The 20,813-nt window shown below is 65.0% G+C and carries 13 protein-coding genes; 10 read left to right on the top strand and 3 right to left on the bottom strand.

Features of this window, described 5'->3' with window-relative positions; translation table 11 throughout:
• Nucleotides 1–52: 52 nt before the first annotated feature.
• Nucleotides 53–325, bottom strand: coding sequence for a GlsB/YeaQ/YmgE family stress response membrane protein (locus CV023_RS12705; RefSeq protein ID WP_230746139.1), 273 nt, complete (start codon nt 323–325; stop codon nt 53–55).
• 273 nt (nt 326–598) lie between these two features.
• Here CV023_RS12705 and pyrE point away from each other — a divergent pair, with 273 nt between their 5' ends.
• From pyrE to CV023_RS12680, 5 genes are all read left to right on the top strand, one after another.
• Entirely contained in the window at nt 599–1,165 is a 567-nt protein-coding gene (pyrE, locus tag CV023_RS12700; RefSeq protein WP_230746138.1) for an orotate phosphoribosyltransferase, read from the top strand.
• Between the two features lie 193 nt (nt 1,166–1,358).
• Nucleotides 1,359–2,240, top strand: a complete 882-nt coding sequence (locus CV023_RS12695; RefSeq protein WP_230746137.1) for an ABC transporter ATP-binding protein — start codon at nt 1,359–1,361, stop codon at nt 2,238–2,240.
• On the top strand, nt 2,240–3,967 hold the full coding sequence (locus CV023_RS12690; RefSeq protein ID WP_230746136.1) for a sodium ABC transporter permease: 1,728 nt from the start codon (nt 2,240–2,242) through the stop codon (nt 3,965–3,967). The genes CV023_RS12695 and CV023_RS12690 overlap by 1 nt, the downstream gene beginning before the upstream one ends.
• On the top strand, nt 3,964–4,593 hold the full coding sequence (locus CV023_RS12685) for a TrmH family RNA methyltransferase (protein ID WP_230746134.1): 630 nt from the start codon (nt 3,964–3,966) through the stop codon (nt 4,591–4,593). Before CV023_RS12690 ends, CV023_RS12685 begins: the two co-directional genes overlap by 4 nt.
• Before the next feature lie 524 nt (nt 4,594–5,117).
• The gene (locus CV023_RS12680; RefSeq protein ID WP_230746132.1) at nt 5,118–5,912 is read left to right on the top strand and encodes a hypothetical protein; all 795 of its coding nucleotides are present in this window, start codon (nt 5,118–5,120) and stop codon (nt 5,910–5,912) included.
• Between the two features lie 521 nt (nt 5,913–6,433).
• Here CV023_RS12680 and CV023_RS12675 read toward each other — a convergent pair.
• Entirely contained in the window at nt 6,434–7,582 is a 1,149-nt protein-coding gene (locus CV023_RS12675) for an acyl-CoA dehydrogenase family protein (RefSeq protein WP_230746130.1), read from the bottom strand.
• A 38-nt stretch (nt 7,583–7,620) separates the two neighbouring features.
• Nucleotides 7,621–8,814 carry an acyl-CoA dehydrogenase family protein gene (locus CV023_RS12670; RefSeq protein WP_230746128.1) on the bottom strand — a complete coding sequence of 398 codons (1,194 nt, stop codon included), beginning with the start codon at nt 8,812–8,814 and terminating at the stop codon, nt 7,621–7,623.
• A 374-nt stretch (nt 8,815–9,188) separates the two neighbouring features.
• On the opposite strand from CV023_RS12670, the gene CV023_RS12665 reads away from it, so the two are divergent.
• From CV023_RS12665 to CV023_RS12645, 5 genes are all read left to right on the top strand, one after another.
• Entirely contained in the window at nt 9,189–11,687 is a 2,499-nt protein-coding gene (locus tag CV023_RS12665) for a LuxR C-terminal-related transcriptional regulator (RefSeq protein WP_230746127.1), read from the top strand.
• On the top strand, nt 11,672–14,257 hold the full coding sequence (locus tag CV023_RS12660) for a helix-turn-helix transcriptional regulator (protein ID WP_230746126.1): 2,586 nt from the start codon (nt 11,672–11,674) through the stop codon (nt 14,255–14,257). The genes CV023_RS12665 and CV023_RS12660 overlap by 16 nt, the downstream gene beginning before the upstream one ends.
• Nucleotides 14,258–14,573: 316 nt before the next feature.
• The gene (locus tag CV023_RS12655; RefSeq protein WP_230746125.1) at nt 14,574–17,258 is read left to right on the top strand and encodes a helix-turn-helix transcriptional regulator; all 2,685 of its coding nucleotides are present in this window, start codon (nt 14,574–14,576) and stop codon (nt 17,256–17,258) included.
• 362 nt (nt 17,259–17,620) lie between these two features.
• The gene (locus CV023_RS12650) at nt 17,621–19,462 is read left to right on the top strand and encodes a nucleoside-diphosphate sugar epimerase/dehydratase (RefSeq protein ID WP_230746124.1); all 1,842 of its coding nucleotides are present in this window, start codon (nt 17,621–17,623) and stop codon (nt 19,460–19,462) included.
• Nucleotides 19,459–20,661 (top strand): DegT/DnrJ/EryC1/StrS family aminotransferase, encoded by a 1,203-nt coding sequence (locus CV023_RS12645; RefSeq protein ID WP_230746123.1) that lies wholly within the window; start codon nt 19,459–19,461, stop codon nt 20,659–20,661. Before CV023_RS12650 ends, CV023_RS12645 begins: the two co-directional genes overlap by 4 nt.
• Nucleotides 20,662–20,813 lie beyond the last annotated feature (152 nt).

Raw genomic sequence — 20,813 nt, 5'->3', positions numbered from 1 at the left:
TGTCAGGCAGGACGCGAACTTCGGAGGGGGCCGCTTCGGTGTGCGGTGAGGCTCAGGCTGCGGTCTTCTTCGATCGACCGGTGATGAGTCCCCAGATGACGAGGACGATCAGCGAACCGCCGATGGCGCACAGCCAGGTGGAGAGCGAGAAGAACTTGTCCATCTCCGCGCCGAAGACGGCGCCGCCGATCCACCCGCCGACCATCGCGCCGATGACGCCGAGGATGAGTGTGGCGATCCAGCCGCCGCCTTGCTTACCGGGCAGGATGGCCTTGGCAATGGCTCCGGCGATGAGTCCGAGGATCAGATATGCGATGAAACCCATGGTGCTCACGTCCCTTCAGTGTTCGGTAACCGGCCTTGTCGGTCGGTTCTGTTTCCAATGGTAGAGCCGTTTCTCGAACTGCGAGACGTCCGACTCTCATTCTTTATGACATTGGTACGGACGCAGCCGCGGGCGAATCCTCACGCCGTCGTTCGGTGAGCACGGACACACCGCGGCTGCAGCCGCGGGCGAAATCCTCACGCAGCCGATTCGCCATTGACCCTGTGACACCGCTGGATGGCTCTGCGGGTGCGGCAGTTTAGACTGGGGGCCATGACCGACAGCGCAGACACTCGCCGACAACTGCTCGACCTCATCGACGAACTCGCCGTGGTTCGCGGCAAGGTGACCCTCTCATCGGGCAAGGAAGCCGATTACTATCTGGATCTGCGTCGGGTCACTCTCGACCGTCGTTCGGCCCCGCTCGTCGGCGATGTGATCCTCGATCTCCTCGAGGCCGAAGGCCTGCTCGATTCGATCGACGCCGTCGGCGGACTGACGATGGGGGCCGACCCCGTCGGCACGGCGGTCATGCACCGCTCGGTCCTGCGCGACCGGCCCTTGGACTCCTTCGTCGTCCGCAAGGAAGCGAAGAAGCACGGCATGTCCCGCCGGGTCGAAGGCCCCGATGTCAGCGGCAGACGCGTCATCGCCGTCGAGGACACCTCGACGACCGGTGGTTCGGTGCTCACCGCGGTCGAGGCGCTCAAGGAGGCCGGCGCCGAGGTGGTGGCCGTGGCCGTGGTCATGGACCGCAACACGGGTGCGAAGGAGAAGGTCGAGGCGACGGGGATCCCGTACCTCACCGCCCTGACCACGGGCGACCTCGGGCTGGAATGACCGTCTCCCACCTGCGGCCGAGGCCCCGATTCCCGGTGCTCCGAGGCGCTGATCTGCCCCATCGATCATCAGCTGGGACTCGACTGGCAATTCTGTCGAAATCCGGGCGCTGGTTTGAAACAGGTTGGTCCATTCAACACGATAGATGAGACACTCCCACAGTATTGCTCCAAGTAACGGATAAGGATGACGCGTGCTCACACTGAAAGAGATTTCCCTGCGCAAGGGGAAGCGGACGTATCTGGACGAGGTGAGTTTCACCGCGAAGGCAGGACGGGTCACCGCGATCGTCGGAACCCGATCGGCGGGCCGGACCGAGCTGGTGCGTGTCATCATGGGTCTGATCTCGGCCGACGAGGGCAGCATCGAACTCGAGGACTTCGAACTCGACTTCGGTGACCGCCAGAACTTCGGCTATCTGCCCGCCGAGCGCGGCGGGTACCCGAACATGCGCGTGATCGACCAGATCGTCTATCTCGCCCGCCTGCACGGCATCACCCTCGGCGCGGCCGAGCGCAATGCGCTCACCCTGCTGTCCCACCTCGAGCTCGCCGATCGCGGCTATGCCCCGCTGAAGAACCTGTCCGGCACGGAGATCGCCCGCGTCGACATCGCCGCCACTCTGGCCGCCGATCCCGACGTCGTCGTCATCGACGATGCGTTCTCCGGCCTCGACGCCCAGTCGACACGGCTCGTGATGTCGCTGCTGCGGGCCCACGCGTCCTCGGGCGTGCCCGTCGTCATCGCCACCGATGATTGGGAGGCGGCGCAGACCTATGCCGATGACGTCGTCCTCATCAGCCAGGGCAAGGTCGCGGCCGCGGGCAGCGTCGAGAAGCTGCGCGGTGCCGCTAAGTACCGGGTCGAACTCGACAACGCCGAGGCGGCCGCCCAGACCCTGAAGTCCCGTCGAGGCGTCAGCGACGTCTCCGTCGTCGATCGCCGGGACAATGTCATCAGCTTCCGTGCCGAGGACGCGAAGTCCGCTGCGGCGACCGTCGCGACACTCGACGGTGTGAAGAGCTTCGAGAGTGTCCGTCCGACACTGGCCGAGCAGTATAAGGAGGCCCTGTAATGGCGCGCAAGGACAAGGGTTCGGAAGACGAAACCCCCGAACCGGTCGTGTCGAAGGGCACCGCCGGCGAAGGCATCGACGATCTCGGCATCCCCAGCGATGACGAGATCGAGCCCACCGAGGATACGAAGTCAGGCGTTGACGCGAAGTCCGGCGCCGATGTCGATTCCGACGTCGCTGACGCCGCGGACGATGGCACCGCCTCGGCGGATGACGTCTCCGGTGCCGACGATGCTGCGGCCGTGGACGTCAACGATCCCGGCGCCGAGGTGGCTGCGGGCGAGGATTCGGACGATGACCTCGGTTTCGTCGAGGTTCCCGCCGAACTCGCCGAAGACACCCCTGCTCCGGAGGAGCTGCCAGAGACCGGTCTGGTCTCGGAGTTCGTCGACGTCGGCAAGCGCCAGGCCTCGTGGCTGGTGTCGAACCGGGAGAGCTCGACCGCGCTGCGCAGTCCCTACTTCCTCGTCACCGGGGCCGTGATCATCCTCGGCATCCTCGCCGCGATCATCGCCGGTCTGGTCGGGGCCTCCGACAAGGCCTCGGGCACACCGAGCATGGCCATGGTCGGTGTGGGCGAGCAGGCCGCGATGTACGAACAGCAGCTCGGCGTGAAGATCACCGACGCCGAGGATGCCGAATCCGCGGAGAAGCTCGTCCGCGAGGGCAAGGTCGACGCCGCCTTCATCCAGGATCCGAGTGGTCAGGGTCAGCCGACGATCATCGCCTTGGACAAGCAGCCCGAGGCGCTGTTGGAGAAGCTTGCTCCGGAGACCAAGGCCACCCTGCTCAATGCTCCCGCGGTCGAGGACACCATCGCGACGCCGGTGCTGTGGGGAATGGTCGCCTTCTCCCTGCTCGTCATCGCCACTCTCGGCACCGCGCTGTATCAGAACCTGCGCTTGGAGAAGCGCAACCGGATCACGGAGATCATCGCGGCCACGATCCCGCCCCGTGCCTCGGCGTCGGGCAGGATCACGGGAACCATCTCGCTCGTCGTCGTCCACCTCGTCGTGGCCGCCGTCATCGCGGAGCTGGGACTCTCGCTCTCGGGCAAGACCGAGCTGGCCTTCGATATGCTGCCGGGGCTCGGTTGGTTCGCCCTCGCCCTGCTGTTCACTGCGTGGTCGGTCTTCGCACTCCTCGTGTGGGCCTCGACCGTGGTCGGGGCGAAGGCGCGCACGACCTTCCTCTCGATCATCGGTGTGATCACCGTCGCCGGTCTCTTCGCGCCGATGTTCGTCGGTGCCACGGGCATGGTCGCGAAGGTCCTGTCGTGGGTGCCGTTCACCTCGCCGCTGGGCATTGCCGGTCGCTTCTTCGCCGGTCAGGCCGAATGGTGGGAGGGACTCGTCGCCGCCGCGATCGCCGCGGTGCTCGCCTTCATCCTCCACTCGCTGGCCGGAGGGGCCTACGTCCGCTCGGTGCTCACCGGTGGAGGCCGCGCCGGCAAGGAGGTGAAGATGAGCAAGCGTGCGAAGAAGGTCGCCGCCGGTTCAGTCTCTTCGAAGAAGTCCGACTCGGCCGATGCTGAGGACGCGGACACCGACGCGGATGACGACGACACCGACGCCACCGACACCGAGGTGAAGGCCGCGAAGGACGATGACGCGAGTGCCGCCTCGGCGAAGTCGACTGCGAAGCCGAAGAGGGACGCTGCGGCGTCCAAGGACGCTGCGGCGACTGAGGACGACGAGTCGGCGGACGATTCCGACGACAAGCCGTGACAGACGGCGCGCAGCCGCAGGTGGGGGTCGGTCCGTGGACCGGCCCCTGGCCTGTCGGTGAGCACTTCGATCCCGAGCTGCTGCGCGAGGGCGATCGGCGCAACGTCGTCGATCGCTACCGCTACTGGAAGCACGATGCGATCGTGGCCGATCTCGATACGACTCGGCATGACTTCCACGTCGGGGTCGAGAACTGGCAGCACGATCTCAACATCGGCTCCGTCGTGCGCACCGCGAACGCCTTCAACGCCGCCGCCGTGCACATCGTCGGCCGGCGTCGGTGGAACCGGCGCGGCGCGATGGTCACGGACAAGTACCAGCACATCATCCACCACCCGAGCGTCGACGACCTGCTGCAGTGGTGCGCGGAGAACGATGTGCCGCTCATCGGCATCGACAACTTCCCGGATTCCGTGCCGCTGGAGACTTATGACCTGCCGAAGAGCTGCCTTCTCCTGTTCGGCCAGGAAGGCCCGGGACTGAGCGAGGCGGCACACGAGGCGAGCACCGCGGTGCTGTCGATCGCGCAATACGGTTCGACCAGGTCGATGAACGCAGCGGCGGCTGCAGCGATCACGATGCACTCGTGGGTCCGCCGCCACGTCTACGGCCAGCCCGTCGGCTGACACTCTGGTTCCATGCGGCCGTTGCCGCACGTTGCAGCGGCCGGCCCACCGCGTCCCGCGTGATCCGGCGGACGATCCGTGCTGATTCTGCCGCCGCGGTCGCACGTTCTGTCCTCTCTCCTGCCGGAAGTTCCGCCAGTCCGCTGCGTCCGCTCTCTTCGGTGGGCGAATAAGGCCGATCTGCTCCTGGGTGGACTTTTTGGGCCGATCTGCCGCGGATGAGTCGGCCCCTTTCGTCCGCCAGTGACGGGCGCTTCGGCCCATTTCGTCCACCGAGCAGTGCATATCCGAAGTGACTTGCGCGTCTTTTCTTGTGGATGAAGAATCTCTGTCCACAGGCCGGTTTTCAGTTCTCCCTTTCTCGTTGGAAATGCGACAGCATGGCACGTATGTTCAACAGCAGACAATGGGAGAAGCGTGACTATCCGCGCCTCTTTCGGACGCGTCAGGCAGGCGAGTTCGGCATCACTCGGCATCAGATGCTGAATACGCCGAGATGTCCGATAGTCCTGCCCGGGGTGCGCATGGATCGCAACAGCACTGAGTCGCTACGCACCCCGAAGTGGGCCGGCGATGCATGGACCTGGGACTCGCTGCGGCTGCGGGCCGCCCGGCTCAAGTTCCCCAACGTCTTCGCCGACGGAGCCACGGCCGCGCGCATCTTCGGCTGGCCACTGCCTCCGCCGCTGAGCAATGATCATCTGCACCTGTGTGCCGACGACAGGAACATGCGGATCCGAATGCCGCGGGTATCGCTGCGTCGCACCCCGTACCTGACTCGCGCCGAATGGCTCGACCTGCCGGTGCTCATGCCTGCCGAAGTCTTCATCACGCTCGGCGCCAGGCTCAACCTCGATGACCTGGTGATGGTCGGCGATGCCGGAGTCGGCAATTGGCACGGGCCGGCGCAGATGAGCATCGATGACATCACCGCGGCTCTGCAGGCGCCTCGTCGTCTGCGAGGTCGGGAGACACTGCTCGAGGCCGTTCGACTGATCCGGCCGGGCGTGGACTCGCCGCAGGAAACCGGTCTGCGGTTGTGGACCCTCCGGGTAGGACTGCCCGAGCCGACCGTGCACCCGCAGGTGGCGTCCGATCTGGCTCGGGGAGTGATCGAGCCCGACTTGGGGTATGAGGAGGAGAAGCTGGCTCTCGAATACGACAGCGACCTGCACAGAGAGTCGACGAAGCAGTGGACTCGTGATTCGGAACGCGATGAAGCACTGGTAGATGCGGGCTGGACCGTTCTGAAGGTGACTCGGATGACCGACTACCGGCAGCTTGAGGCGAAGATTCGGCGCAAGCTCGGTCTGGGATGAGCGCAGATGCCCTCAATGAAGCTCGCTGAAGACCGTGTGGGTGGACGATCTGGGCCGAATCTGCTCCGGCGAATCGGCCCATTTGGTCCACTAGACCCCCTCGATCAGCCCGAAACGTCCACCTAGGGCAGGTGCGCGGCTCGGATCGTCCACCTAGGGCAGGCAAGCGGCCCGGGGCGTCCACACCCAGTGCAGGTGAGCGGCTCGGAACGTCCACCCAGGGCAGTGGCGAGCGGCCGAGAGGGGGCCGCGGGAGGCTGCAGGCCGCCCGGAGGCTGTGCGGATCCGTTGAGGCTAGGGGGAGTCTTAGCAGAGGGAGATCACCGAGACAGCCATGGCACCGAGGCTCTGAAAGCGCCGAGGCGGCACGATGGTGATCGTGCCGCCTCGGCGGTGTTGTGCCCCGGCACTCCCACTTCAGGGGACCGGGGCACGTGCCCGTGTGAGGCGCCTCTCGTGAGGCGTTCCGGGCGGGGCCGGGTGTACCGGGCGGGGACAGGCCCCGACAGCGGTACTCGACCTCAGTTGAGGTCGGCGGCCTGGGGTTCGATGAGTCCGCCGATCTCGGCAAGCTCGGCGGTCAGCGAATCTGCGTCGTCGAAGGTGCGAGTCATGACGGTCAGGCGCTTGGCATAGTGGCCGATGGGATATTCCATGGTCATACCGATGCCGCCGTGCATCTGGATCGACTCCTGGCTGATGTTGCGAGCCGACTGGTCGATGACGATCTTCGAGGCGATGACATCGCGGTGGCGGTCCTTCTCGGCTCCGGCCGCTTCCGAGGTCACAGCCAGACGTGAGTACAGGGCCATGCTTCGGGCGTACTCGAGTTCCGCGTAGAGGTCGGACGCGCGGTGCTGCAGCGCCTGGTTCGCGCCGATCGGGGCACCGAACTGCTCGCGGGTCTTGAGGTACTCGGCCGTCATCGTCAGTGAGGCCTCCATCGCTCCGACCGCCTCGGCGATGATCGCGGCATTGCCGGTATCGATCACCTCGGCGAGGACTTCACGGGCATCTCCGCCGCCCAGGCGCTGGGCGGGAGCGTTGTCGAACTTCACGCTTGCGCTGCCGAGGCCATCGGCCTGGCGGTGCGCGGCCCGGGTGACGCCGGTGGCATCGGCGGCGACGAGGAACAGTCCGAGTTCCCCGTTCTCGACTGCGGTGACGATGAAGTGGTCGGCGACGTCGCCGCCGAGCACGGAGTTCTTCTCGCCGGTGATCGTCACGGAGCCCCCGGCTGCGCTGGTGGCGCTCGTCTCGGGGGACTCGAGCGCGTAGCGGGAGTTCGGTTCGAAGGCCGCGAGGGCGAGGAAGGTCTGGCCTTCGCAGACTCCGGGCAGGATCTCCTGCTTCTGCTCCTCACTGCCGCCGAGTACGATCGCGTTCGCTCCGAGCACCGCGGTGGCGAGGAAGGGTTCGAGTACGAGGGAGCGGCCGAATGCCTCGGCGACGACGGCCACCTCGTTGAAGGTCATTCCGGCGCCTCCGTAGTTCTCCGGCACGGCGAGCCCGACCAGGCCCATTTCCGCGAACTGCTGCCAGTGCTCGCGGGAGATGCCCTCATCGCTGCGGAGGATCTCCTCGCGCTTGGCGGTGTCGTATTCGCTGCGCAGGTACTTGCTCAGTGTGCTGGCGAGTTCTTGCTGAATGTCGTTGAGTTCAAGATCCATTGTTGTCCTCTTCTTGAGTGTCCTGAGTTCGGGGAGCCTCAGAGACCGAGCAGTGCCTTCGAGATGATTCCGCGCTGCACCTCGGACGAACCGCCGTAGATGGTGACCTTGCGGGTGTTGAAATAGGCAGGGAGTGCGTCCACGGCGCCGAGCGGAAGGTCGCTCAGACCCTCACCCTGGACGCGGTCGGACACGAAGTCGAGGCCCTGCGGTCCGAGGACGTCGACGAGGAGTTCGCTGATGTCCTCCTGCAGCTGTGAGCCCTTGAGCTTGAGCACCGAAGAACGTGGATCCGGTTTGTCGGAGCCAGCTGCCTGAGTCGAGAGGATCCGCAGCTGTGTCATCTCGAGTGCCGTGAGTTCGGCTTCGATCCTGGTCAGGCGTGCAGAGAAGAGCGGATCGTCGAGCAGGGTGCCTCGGGCGGTCTTCGTGACTGCCGCATAGGCCTTGGCCCGGGCAAGGTTGACCTTCGAGGAGCCGATGCGGGCGATGCCGGTGCGCTCATTGCCGAGGAGGAACTTCGCGTAGGTCCAGCCTTTGTTCTCCTCGCCGACGAGGTTCTCGACGGGGACCTCGACGTTGTCGAAGAAGACCTCGTTGACTTCGTGGCCGCCGTCGATGAGCTGGATCGGGCGGACCGTGACACCGGGGGACTTCATGTCGATGAGCAGGAACGAGATGCCGGCCTGCTTCTTCACCGTCGAGTCGGTGCGGACGAGGTTGAAGATCCAGTCGCCGTACTGTCCCAGGGTCGTCCAGGTCTTCTGACCGTTGACGATGTATTTGTCGCCGTCACGCACGGCCGTGGTCTTGAGCGAGGCGAGGTCCGAGCCGGCGTTGGGTTCGGAGAAGCCCTGCGACCACCAGATGTCGATATTGGCCGTGGCCGGCAGGAAGCGCTCCTTGATCTCCTGTGATCCGAAGGTGGCGATGACCGGACCGACCATCGAGACGTTGAACGGCAGCGGCTGGGGCACGCAGGCGAGCTGCATCTCTTCGAGCCAGATGTGGCGCTGCACGGGAGTCCAGTCCTGACCGCCCCATTCGACGGGCCAGTTGGGAACCGCATAGCCGTGCTGATTGAGGATGCGCTGCGAGGTGACCATGTCGTCCTTGGTCAGTTCCTGACCGGTGGCGACCTTGAAGCGGAGTTCCTCGGGGATCTCCGTGCGATAGAACTGACGCATCTGCTGCGCGAACTCGCGCTCTTCCGCATTCAGTAGGGTGTCCATGCGAACTCCTTATAGATCGTTCAGTAACTTTTTCTCAATGGTACGTGGCGGTGTCCGGGCTCACAAGTGGGTGTCGAGGAGGATCGGGCGCGTGGGGAGGCCTCCGGGAGGGGGTGTGCGGGGTGGCGTGTTCGCCCTCCCGCGCATCACAATTGCCTAACGTTGTTTCAAAAATGTATTACTACATCTACCGCAAATGGTATTACGAAATAAGGCCTATGATCGGATGAACCCGACCTCGGAACCGCAGCCTCGTCGATCCCCGCGACGGTGCGCTTCCGCCACTCGGCCGCACCCACTCCGTGGAGAATGGAAAATTGAGCGTCGTGGCAGATCAGGGTACTCGGACAACGCAGACGCCGCCGTCTCGTCGCATGTTCGGATACGCGTCCGAACTCGCCGTGGTCGTCGAATCACTCTCCGGTGACGAATGCTGCGGAGTGCTCATCGTCGGTCCGGCCGGTGTCGGGAAGACGACGGTCGCCAACGCAGCGCTCTCGCGCCTCGACCCGAGCCTGTCGGTCACCCGACTGCGTGGTTCCGAGGGGGCTCGCACGAGGAATCTCGGGATCTTCGAGATCATCCTCTCCCAAGCGGGGATCGGCACCGACATCGCGCCAGGTCGGTCGTTGTCAGTCCTCGGCGAACTCTTCTCCCGCCGTGCCACCGGGGCAGAAGCACTCGTCGTCGTTGACAACGCCGACCTCGTTGACGACCACTCTCTGGCCGTCCTCGCCCAGCTGGCCGATGCGCGCCGGATCCGCCTCCTCATCGCAGCCGAATCCGCCCGGCCGCCGATCGACCTCATCGTCAGCCTGTGGATAGCAGGACATGTGGTCAGGGTCGATCTGGACGGCATCGACGAGGAAGCCGCCACCTCGATGATCACGAGCATCGGTCTCATGGAATCCGAGACGCGTTCGGTCTCAGAACTCTGCGGGCTCGCGCACGGCAACCCCCGTCTGCTTGAGCGGCTGCTTTATGGCCATCGCCGGACGAGCAGCGCCGAGAGCGCAATCGCTCGAGCGGATGACCGCAGCCGGAAACTCGTCGAGACGATTTCGCTGACCGAGTCTGTGCCCTACGACATCCTCGTCCGACTCACCGATGCGGCAACCCTCGACTCCCTGGCCGAGATCGGCCTCGTATCGATCTCCAAGGGACGAGGAGCCGAGGTGAGCATGCGCGAGCCCGTCACCGCGGAGAACGTTCGCACTGCGATTCCGCCCTCACGCAGCCTCGAACTTCTCTCCCGCTTCGACTCCCGGATCGATCCTTCGGGACTGAGAGACCGGTCGCTGTTCGGTCACACCAGCTGGTCCCTCGCCGTGGGGCGGGTGCCCGCACCCGAGCAGATCCTTGCCGCGGCGGCATGGGCGAACGCGCAGGGACGTTACCTCGCTGCCGCTGAGATCATCCGGACGAGCGGGTACCGAGGAGACGCGCTCGACCTCGAACTCGCTCGCTGCGAATGGGGAGTCGGGCGACTGCGGGAGGCGAGGGAGCTGATCGATCCGCTCATCGCGAAGGTATGTGCGGATCCGGAGTCGGCCGGAGACGAATATCTGTCCCGTCTGGCATCGATGGAGGTGCGGCTGACCGATCCGCGACACCCGGAGTGTCTCCGACTGGACTGGGCGCGCGATCGACTCTCTCTGCCGTCCGACCTCGGTCGTCTCGATGCCACCCGGGCCCGGTTCGAGCTCAAAGGCGGCAGACTCTCCGCAGCCTGTGCCCTCGCAGAGACCGTCTATCGGAACCACGAGTGTTCGGCGCGGCATCGGCTGCGGGCATGCACATTCCTCGGGGTCGCCGAGGTGATGGCGGGCCGAATCGACGTCGGCTTGGGCTACATCGAACAGGCGCGGCTGATGTTCGAGCTGCCTGGTCCGGGGGCGTTCGAACGTGAAGATGCGGTCCCACAGTTCTTCGCGGCCTATTACATCGCGGGATCCTGGTCCCGAGCGAAGACTGCACTCATCGGCCTGACCTCGAGCAGACGCCTGACCCAGCTGACGACGGCACTCGTCGACCTCCGGACTGGGCGCATTGCCGATGCGCTCAGAGCCCTCGGAGAACTGCGTCTCATGGACGACACCGCGGATGCCGTCGACCTCTCGGGCGTCGCCCGATCGGCGCAGAGCCTGGCCGCCGTCTTGGCCGAACGTGCTTCCGACATCGTCTCGATCGCCGGGATGGAGCCGACAGACGCCAGCCAGCATTCCTGGTGGGCCTCGTTCGAGGCCAGACTGTTCGACCTCCAGGCACTCGCGCACACCTCGCCCGCGGTCGCCGCCGCCGAACTGTACGAGCTCGGGGCCGCAGTGGAGGAGCGCGGAGCGCACACACTCACCGCACTGGCCTGGCTCGAGGCAGCCAGGCTCGGCCACCCGCAGTCCATCTCCGCGCTTCCTTCTGCCGCCGCGCAGGTCGAAGGCTCCCTCGGCCGGCTTCTCAGATCTGCGGCCGAGGCATTCGACGGCGACACCCTCGAGACGCTCGTCACCGCGGCACGTGAGGCACAGGCATTCGGCGCCACCGTGCTCTGCTCCCAACTGGCTTCCGCAGCGCGTGACCGGGCGATCGCTGAAGGCAACGCGACCGCGGCCAAAGAAGCGCGGCTCCTCTATGGCCGCAGCCAACGAGTGATCGACTTCAACGGAGACAGCACCCGTGTCCAGGACACGCTGAGCGAACTCGAGATTGCACTCGTCGACGGGATCATCGACAGCCGTTCGAGCGCGCAGCTCGGAGCAGAGCTGCACCTGTCGAAGCGGACAGTCGAATGGCATCTCGGCCGCATCTACCGGCGCCTCCACGTCGGCAACAGACAGGAGCTGCGAGAAGTGGTGACGGCGTGGCGATCCAATTGAACGAGGCATCGGCCGTGCCGCGGATCTTCGGACGGGAGACCGAGCTCGAATTGATCCGCGACTCTCTGCACCGGTCGGAGAGTTCGGGCATCCTCATCGAAGGCGAGATCGGCGTCGGCAAGACCCTCCTGGCGACAACGGTTTTTCGGGAACGTGCGGATGACGCGCTCTGGATTCGCGGAGATCGGATCCATCAGAGCGTCGAATTCGGCGTCTTCGGCCTTCTCGTCGACCTCGCTGACGACCCCGATACGCTCCTTGCCCGCATCGTCAGCACGCTCACCTCATCGAGGAAACCACGGGTCGTCTTCGCCGACGACGCCCATCTCATCGACGCGCGTTCCCAAGGCGTGCTTGCTGAGCTGGCCAGTGCGGGTTCGATCAGACTCGTTGTCCTCTCCCGAACCAGCGCCAAGGGCGGTCGGCTGCCGTTCTCGATCCTCGTCGAAGACCGCATTCTCGATCACCTCGTCCTTGATGTCCTTCCCCGGAACGACTACCGGACCATGATCGAGCACGCTCTGGGCGGAATCGTCTCACAAGGTGTCGTCGACATCGTCGACTTCCACTCCGGGCGGAATCCCGGAAAGGCCATCGAACTGCTCGAATACACTTCGCGCCGTCAACGCTTCCTCCGGCGCAGGGGAGTCTGGCTTCTCGACGGGCTCGACATCGACTACGACGAACGTGCTCGCGACTACACGAGGATCGAGGTGTTCGACTATTCGGCGAAGGAAAGGGAGGTACTCGAACTGGTCGTCCTCGCCGGTGAGGTGCAACTCGACACCCTGCTCGAGGCGGGGCTGGGGGAGGCAGCGGACGCGCTGGTCGTGACCGGCGAGCTGCAGATCGAGACGGGACGGAAGCGCCGGTATGCGGCCGTGGAGAACCACGCTTCGGACACGATCCGCTACACCACCCCGGTGGGGCGGAGCCGGGAATGGTACGAATTCATCGCCGCCTGCGGCGACTCCCCCTCGGACTGGGCACGGGTGATCAGGGCGGAATGGGGCATGCTCTGCGGAATCGGGGTCGATGTGGGCCGTCTGATCGAAGCGTCGCGGACGGCGACCGGCTTCGGGGACTGGCACCGGGCGATGAGACTGCTGGCGGAGGTACCGCTGGAGACGATGGAGCCCCATGACCTCTTCGAGATCGCCCGACTCTACTGCGGCTGCAACAAGATCCCGCTCGGACTCGACATCCTCGCCCACAGCGTGCGGACTGCCTGCTGTGCCCAGCTCGTCATCGATTCTCTGGTGATATGGATGAACCGTGACTTCGGATACTCGTCCCCGGCGCTGACTCTTGCGGACTTCCGCACGGCACTCGAACGGCTGGCAGAGAAGGGAGACGCGCACCCGAACTCCGGGGCAGGAGCCGAGTTCGGCCTTGAGCTCATCGACGAAGTCTCGGCGGCGATGATCGACGGGCGCAGGATCGACAGACGCATCCTCGGGGATCTCTCGCAGGTCAAGGCCCTGCCGACCACGGTCCACCTCCTCGATACGCTCCTTCACGCCACGGACATGCTCGACTCGGGACTCACCCTCGAGGCATTGGCCCTGCTCGAGACCGTCCGAGCTGAGTACCGAACGGAGAGCTCGGGAGTCCTGCATCTGACCGTGCTCAGGGTCAGAGCGCTGCTCCAGCTGGGACGCATCGCCGAGGCGAAGGCACTGCTGACCTGCCTGCCTACCCATGACATCGCATTCCTCGCGGCACGGTCGGGACCGATCGACCTCCTCTGGGCCCAGGTCCATCTGCTCGAAGGTGATCTGCGCGAGGCGATGCAGGCTCTGCACGCCGCCATCGAAGGACTCGACTACTGGAACCAGTCGGCACAGCTGGCCATCGCCTTGGCCGAAGCCGAGTACGCGGTGGTGCGCGTCGGGTCTGCGGAGGAAGCCGACGATCTCCACGCCCGATTCGATGAACTCCCGCTGACCGGTCTCTACCACGACTATCGCAGAGCTCTCGTGCTGCGCACTGCCGCACGAGGGATTCGGACCTCTGATCCCCGGTATGCAGGGGAACTGCGGACGATGCTCGAGGAAGCCGAAGCCGACGGCGCCGCCGCGATCGTGGTGCTGATCCGGTTGCTGCTCTTCCGTCACTTCGACGAAATCGATCCTGAGGCCCTGTGTGCTGCGGCGACACAGGGAACCGGCCGAGAATTCGAACTCGTCGGCCGCCTCGGCGCGGCATTACTGGACAGGGACAGCACCGCACTGCTGGCGATCGCCGATGCATACGGACCTTCGATGCCCGATCTTGCCGGGAGATGTACCGGTCTGTCCGCACGCTACCGGGCACAGGGGGCGGTGAGCCGGGACCCGAGTGTGGAAGGCGTCGAACTCACCACCCGTGAACGACAGATCAGCACTCTCATCATCAGCGGTCTGACGAACGCAGAGATCGCCCATGAGCTGGGAGTGCGCGTGCGCACTGTCGAAGGCCACACCTACCGACTGTTCCGCAAGCTCGGAGTCACCCGCCGCGAACAGGTCGCCGAGGCGATGCAGGGTGCCAAAGCCATGCGGGATACCGAAGGGCGGCTGCGCGCGTAGGATCAGCGCAACGCTGACGCGACCGAGCACTCGTGCCTTCATCCAGACACGTGTTGCGGGTGCGAGTAGCCGCAACTGCGGGACTGCGGGCACGGGTGAGTATTCAACGAGAGACTCCCGCAGTTACCCGGCGGTGACTGAGTAGTGACCGGATCCGGACTCCCGTATCGTCCACCTAGTGCGGCACACCCGGGGCCGACGAAGATCGGGGTATGGACATCAATCTCCGGCCGTACCGGCTTGTCGCTTCGTTCCACTCCCCGTGCACCTCCCCCTTCCTATCGACAGAGGACGCCCGAGCAGAAGGGATCGGCCGATGCTCCCGGTGATCCGCCGCAGAGAACTCGCTGATCTCCGCTCCCAGCTCGCGACTCACCGAGCCGTGGCACTCACCGGCGGCCTCGGGTCCGGTCGACGATCGCTGCTGCGCGCCCTCGAGTCGGGATGGGAGGGAACGGTCATCAGAGTCGCCTCCAGTCCGCTCGACGCAGACACCGCCTACTCCGGCGTCGACGGCCTGCTCACGGCCCTCGGCGCCCTCGATGACGGCGCCTCGATCACTGAGGATCCGAGAACCGACATCGGGCCCCGAGCCGCCGCGGCATTCCACTCGGCGCCGGTCGGGGACAACACTCTCCTCCTCATCCCCAACGCAGACGAACTGGACCCTGCGTCGCAGAGAGTGATCGGTCAGATCCTCCGTCGTCGGCGATCCGTCCGACTGAGCACCGTCATCACCGCTCGATCGCTGCCCGACGGAAGCCCGTTGGCCGCGCTGCGGGAGATCGCGATGCAGGATCTGAGCATCGTCGAGCTCACCGAGCTCGCGCGGGAACTGGCCGCCTCCCGGCACGGGCACACGGCGATCTCCGAGGAAGCGGCCCTTGTCGCCGCTCGAGCTGCCGCCGGTCGGCCGTCCGCGCTGCGCCACATCATCGAGGAGATGGCGCCGAGCGAGATGCGGGGAGAGATCGCGCTGTCGCTGCCGGTCCGAGTCGGACCGGCCAGCCGCGGCATGGTCACAGAGCTCGTCGGAGAACTGGGAGACGAATCCGAAGCTATCCTCAGGTCCCTGTCGTTGGCTCCGCTGACCCCGGTTCGCCCACTGGCCGATCGCATGCCGGGATTCTGGGAATCCGTGGACGAGCTGGAATCCCGTGGTGCGATCGAACGCCGAGGTGCGTTCCTGTGCATCCCGCATGGCCTCGTCCGCGCCTCGGCACAGCAGTCGATGGATTCCCGCGAGAGACGAACGCTGCATACGCGACTGGCACGCGATTGCGCCGGAATATGGCCGCAGCTCGAGGCCTGGCACACCTCTTTCGTCGACCCCGGCGAGGAGACTCCGGTCCGGCTGGCCGCGCACGCTGCAGGACTGATTCGGCGCGGGTTCGTCTCCGGCGGTGTCGAATTCGCCGAGCGTGCGATTCGGGTCTGCGCCGATCTCGACGGGCTGCACGAACCTCTGCTCGACATCGCCGAATCGTTGACAGCTCGCGGAGAGTTCGTCTTCGCGACTCGCTATGCCCGGATGACCTCGCAGTCGATGCATGCCGGTGTGGTCGTCCGGACCCGAACGCTTGACACTCGGATCGCGTTCCTGAGTACGCAGGTGCTGCCATCGCCGCTGCTCAGCCGCTGGAGCAGGCGGGAGACAGAAGAGGCACCTGCCGAAGTGGCCCGGCTGCAGCTGAATCTGGCTCTCGGCCACTGCGAGCGTGGCGAGTACGACCAGGCACAGGATCTCGTCCAGCTCGCCGAAGCGGCGGATGCACGCCTGGGGCAGGGAGAACGTCAGCTGTCGGCAGCAGTGCGGATTCAACTCGACAGTCACCGCGGAGTCGACGCATCCGCGCTCGCCGGATTCACCGAAGTGCAGAAGGGCCAGAGCGATTTGGAACCGCGCTTCGTGCTCGCCGTCGCCTCCGGGCTGATGCTCACCGAACACCACGAGCTCGCTGCGGCGGTGCTCGACCAGCTGCGCGAGGTCCATGGGCCGGCGACGATCTGGCGACGGCAAGCTGACTGTCTGCAAGCCGAAATGGAGATCCGGCAGGGGCGGATCGGACAGGCGCTCGATCTCATCGCGCGGATCAGTGCCGATGCAGACGCCGGTGTGCGCCGCGGCTCTGCAGCCATCCGGCAGGACCGTCTGCTCGTTCTACGTTGCTGGCAGCTGCTCATGACCGGGCGCGCCGGCGATGCCGAACCGGTAGAAGAGGAGACGGCGAGACTCGCCTCAGCGACCGGTAACCGTCGACTGCTCGCCGAACTCAACGCCGTCCAGGGGCGGTACCTTCTGCACGTCGGCTGCCCGGCCGAGGCCGTCAGACATCTGCACCGCTGCGAAGAGCTCTCCGGTGCCGAGGTCAATCCCACAGTGCGCCGGTTTGAGGGAGACCTCATCGAAGCGCTGGTGTCCCTGGGCCGCCGGGAACACGCGACGCTTCTGCTCAGCCAGCTGCGCAAGCGTGCGGAGCGCTCCCCTTCCCGCTGGGCCGAACAGATCGTGGGCAGGTGTGAGGCCCTGTTGTCCGCCGGATCAACCTGTGACGAGCTGTTCGGGCGCGCTCTGCGTCGAGCGAACTCGCTCGAGTTTGTCTACGAGAAGGCGCGCACGCATGCGGCATACGCGGCTCGCCTCGCCGACAACGGTTCCGGACGGAAGGCTCACGAACAGGAGCTCGCTGCGGCTGCCCTGTTGCGTGAAGTCGGCGCCGAACGACTTGCCGAACGATTCCTCGCCGAGCGCAGCGACAGTCCCGAGCCCGCGACGACACTGACCGATCTGCCCCGACTGGGCGAACTCAGCGATGAGGAGCTCAAGGTCGTCGAACTGGTCCGTGCGGGACTGAAGAATCGAGAGATCGCCGAACGTGTCTTCGTCTCGCTGCGCACTGTCGAACTCCGCCTCACCGCCGTCTATCGCAAGCTCGACGTCGGTTCGCGGACGGAACTCGTCTCTCGTCTGGCCGGCAACCCCCGCCTCGCCGCCGTCTGATCCGGGCGCACGCGGTACCTCCGAGACATCGGTGGCTATCGTCGTGCCTACTCCGCCCGAGGTTCGCCGCGGCACTCCGCACTGCCGCGGCGGATGACCGCAGTCTCTCTGCCGCAACCGGCTGAACGGTCGAAGACTCCTCATAGCGTGAAGGCGACGCGTTCCGAAGGCGGAATCGCTGCATCGACGACAGACACGGACGATGCCCGGCAGCCGCAATGATCGAGCCGGAACAGCCGAGCAGGGGAGAGACCACGATGACCATGTCAGAACAGCCGAATCCATTCACCCCTACAGGTACTGTGAGTTCAGCCCCGCTGGACCTGGCGGCTTCCGGGACGACTTGGTCGGCGCGGATGACGATGAAGATCTGGAGGGGCAAGACCAGAATCCAGGTGGCCTTCGACGTTGCTGCATGGGCCGTTGCAGGCCTGCTTTCCTCGGCCGTTATGGGGACTGGTGCCGTCAGCGGGATCGAGCTGGGATCTGCGCTGACGGCGGCAGTGGTCCTGCAGATCCTCCTCGGTCTGCTCATCGGTCTCTACCGCAGCCGCTACCACTACGGCAGCTTCGCCGAATACGGCGGCATCGCGATCATCGCCCTGATCATCGCGTGCGCTTTGATGGCTGTCACCTTGGGTGATTCCCCGTTCGTTCTGCTCGCTGTGTTCTCCGCAGTCATTTTCATGACCGGCAGCCGCTACCTCATCCGATGGTCCCATCAGCTCGCTACGCGTCCTCTGCGGGGTGAACGAGTGCTCGTCGTCGGCGCAGGTGCCGCAGCCGAGTCCCTCATTCGGCAGATGCTCTCTGATTCCGATGGCGCATATCTTCCCGTCGGGCTCATCGACGACGACCCGCACAAACGTCACCTGAGTATCCACGGGGTCCGTGTTCGTGGGACGAGTGAGGACATCGCCGAGGTGGCCGGATGGCTCAATGTCTCCGGCGTCATCGTCGCGATCGCCGACTCCGAAGCCGATTTCCTCCAGACCTGTCGTGATCGTCTGCAACCGACAGGAAAATGGCTGAGGACGATCCCGCCACTGGCGGAGATGGTCAATCGAAAGGTCGAGATCGGCGATATTCGCGATATCAAGGTCGAGGACCTCATCGGCCGGGCGCCGGTGCACACCGATCTGGCAGAGATCGCCGAGAAGGTAGCCGGCAAACGAGTGCTCGTCACCGGTGCAGGGGGTTCGATCGGCAGCGAGCTCTGCCGACAGCTCTTCGCTCTCCACCCTGAATGCCTCGTCATGCTCGATCGGGATGAGACGGCTCTGCATGGAGTCGAACTCACGCTCTACGGTTCGGCGCTGCTCATGTCGCCGAACACGGTGCTCGCCGATATCCGCGACAGAAGCGCCCTCGACCATATCTTCGCCGAAGCGAAGCCGCAGATCGTCTTCCACGCGGCGGCGCTCAAACATCTGCCGATGCTGCAGCGGTTCCCCGAGGAGGCGTGGAAGACGAATGTCCACGGCACCCTCAATGTTCTCGAAGCCGCACGCGCGGTCGGAGTCGAAACCTTTGTCAACATCTCGACGGACAAAGCCGCCGCGCCGACGAGCGAACTCGGCCGGAGCAAGCGGATCGCCGAAAGGCTCGTCAGCGGATTCGCGGCGAAGTCGCCCGGCACCTACCTCTCGGTTCGCTTCGGCAATGTTCTGGGTTCACGTGGATCGGTGCTCCTGTCGTTCCAGGAACAGATCCGACAGGGCGGCCCGATCACAGTCACCGACCCGGACGTCCGACGATTCTTCATGACGATCCCGGAAGCTTGCCAGCTCGTGCTGCAGGCGGCCACGATCGGCGAAGGCGGCTACGTCATGGTTCTCGACATGGGAGAGCCGGTGCGAATCGTCGACATCGCGCGGAGTCTTGTTGCGATGTCGAATCAGAATACCGAGATCGTCTATACAGGGCTACGTGAGGGCGAGAAGCTCGACGAGGAGCTATTCGGCGACTATGAGGGCACCGTCATTCGCATCCACGACAAGATCAGCCGCGTTGAGGCGCCGGAGCTCGCTCCTGCCGATCTGCCGATCGTCATGGCCGAGCGGAGCGTCATCGACGACTTCTGCGATCGGAGCTGCCGTCCTCAAGCCGGAGCCGACCAGCAAACAGGTCGCCGAGAACCCGTCGGCGGATCCGCTACTCTGCCGGCGCCTGTCCGACTGGTTGCGGACGAGGTTCGGCCATGACGATTTCGGACGCGTCGCCGACGAAGCTTCAGGTGGCAGCTACGACTCAGATCATCCCGACTACGAGGAGAATTCTGCTGTCGGGACCAGACGTCGGAGATCTCGAGGAAGAATACCTGCTCCGTGCTTTCCGAAGCGGATGGATCGCTCCCGTCGGCCCCGACCTCGAAGCCTTTGAGAAGGAACTGGCAGAAAAGGTCGGAGTCGCATACGCGGTCGGACTTTCTTCGGGTACGGCCGCTCTGCATCTCGGTCTGCTGGGCCTCGGCGTGAAACCGGGAGACCGGGTGATCACTTCGACAATGACGTTCGCAGCGACGGCGAATGCCATCACCTACTGCGGGGCCGAACCGGTGTTCGTCGACTGTGTCGACGACGGGAACATGGATCCGATTCAGCTCCATCGGGCACTGAAAGACTCGATCGTGAGCGGAACGAGGCCTGCGGCAATCGTCCCTGTCGACCTGTTGGGTCGGCCTGCGGACTATGATCGGATTCTTCCGATCGCTGCCGAATTCGAAGTTCCGGTACTTGTCGATGCCGCGGAATCGCTGGGATCTCGCTATCGCGACCAAGCCTGCGGCAGCCTCGGCGAGGGTGCGGTGGTGTCCTTCAACGGGAACAAGATCATGACCACCTCGGGTGGAGGAGCTCTGCTCACGGATGATGAGAATTTGGCTGAGTACGCCAGGTATCTGTCGACTCAGGCCAGAGATCCGGTGGCACATTATGAACACAGAGAGATCGGCTTCAACTACCGTCTGAGCAATTTGCTTGCTGCACTCGGGCGGGCGCAGCTGGCGCGACTCGATGGTCTGGTCGAACGGCGTCGGGAGATCCGCCGCCGTTATCGCGACTCGATCGCCGCGGTGACAGACGGGGTCACCCTCTTCGGTGATGAAAGCGAACACTGCGACAATGCCTGGCTGTCGGCGATCCTCGTCGATGACAGTCGTGCGGGATTCAATGCTGGCGAGCTCGCTGCATGGTTGGCCGAGCACGATATTGAGACGCGGCCGCTGTGGAAGCCGATGCATCTGCAGCCGGTCTTCGCAGGAACTCAGATGTACGGGGGTGGAGTCTCCCAAGGCATCTTCGCCTCCGGACTCAATCTCCCGAGCGGATCGACGATGAGCGATGCAGATGTCGAGCGGGTCATCGCGACTATCGCTGTGTTCCTCGGCCCGCGAGGATGTTGAGCCCAGCGATGACGGCAATGAGAGTCGAACTGCTGGGGCAGCAGCTCAAGGCCTTCCCAGGGAGGCGGCATAGCGAGAGTGGATATCCGCACTCCCTCTGCGGACCTCCGCAGGGCAAAGGCCGGAATGAGTCGAGCGAAAGTCTTCGAAGC

This window comes from Brevibacterium sp. CCUG 69071 (genome assembly GCF_021023135.1).
Classification (GTDB): Bacteria; Actinomycetota; Actinomycetes; order Actinomycetales; family Brevibacteriaceae; genus Brevibacterium.
This window is presented reverse-complemented; position numbering and strand designations above follow the sequence as displayed.

Coding starts and splice junctions, on each gene's coding strand:
- CV023_RS12705 (WP_230746139.1), bottom strand. CDS start 325: ATGGGTTTCATCGCATATCTGATCCTCGGACTCATCGCCGGAGCCATT.
- pyrE (WP_230746138.1), top strand. CDS start 599: ATGACCGACAGCGCAGACACTCGCCGACAACTGCTCGACCTCATCGAC.
- CV023_RS12690 (WP_230746136.1), top strand. CDS start 2,240: ATGGCGCGCAAGGACAAGGGTTCGGAAGACGAAACCCCCGAACCGGTC.
- CV023_RS12680 (WP_230746132.1), top strand. CDS start 5,118: ATGGATCGCAACAGCACTGAGTCGCTACGCACCCCGAAGTGGGCCGGC.
- CV023_RS12675 (WP_230746130.1), bottom strand. CDS start 7,582: ATGGATCTTGAACTCAACGACATTCAGCAAGAACTCGCCAGCACACTG.
- CV023_RS12670 (WP_230746128.1), bottom strand. CDS start 8,814: ATGGACACCCTACTGAATGCGGAAGAGCGCGAGTTCGCGCAGCAGATG.
- CV023_RS12665 (WP_230746127.1), top strand. CDS start 9,189: ATGTTCGGATACGCGTCCGAACTCGCCGTGGTCGTCGAATCACTCTCC.
- CV023_RS12655 (WP_230746125.1), top strand. CDS start 14,574: ATGCTCCCGGTGATCCGCCGCAGAGAACTCGCTGATCTCCGCTCCCAG.
- CV023_RS12650 (WP_230746124.1), top strand. CDS start 17,621: ATGAAGATCTGGAGGGGCAAGACCAGAATCCAGGTGGCCTTCGACGTT.
- CV023_RS12645 (WP_230746123.1), top strand. CDS start 19,459: ATGACGATTTCGGACGCGTCGCCGACGAAGCTTCAGGTGGCAGCTACG.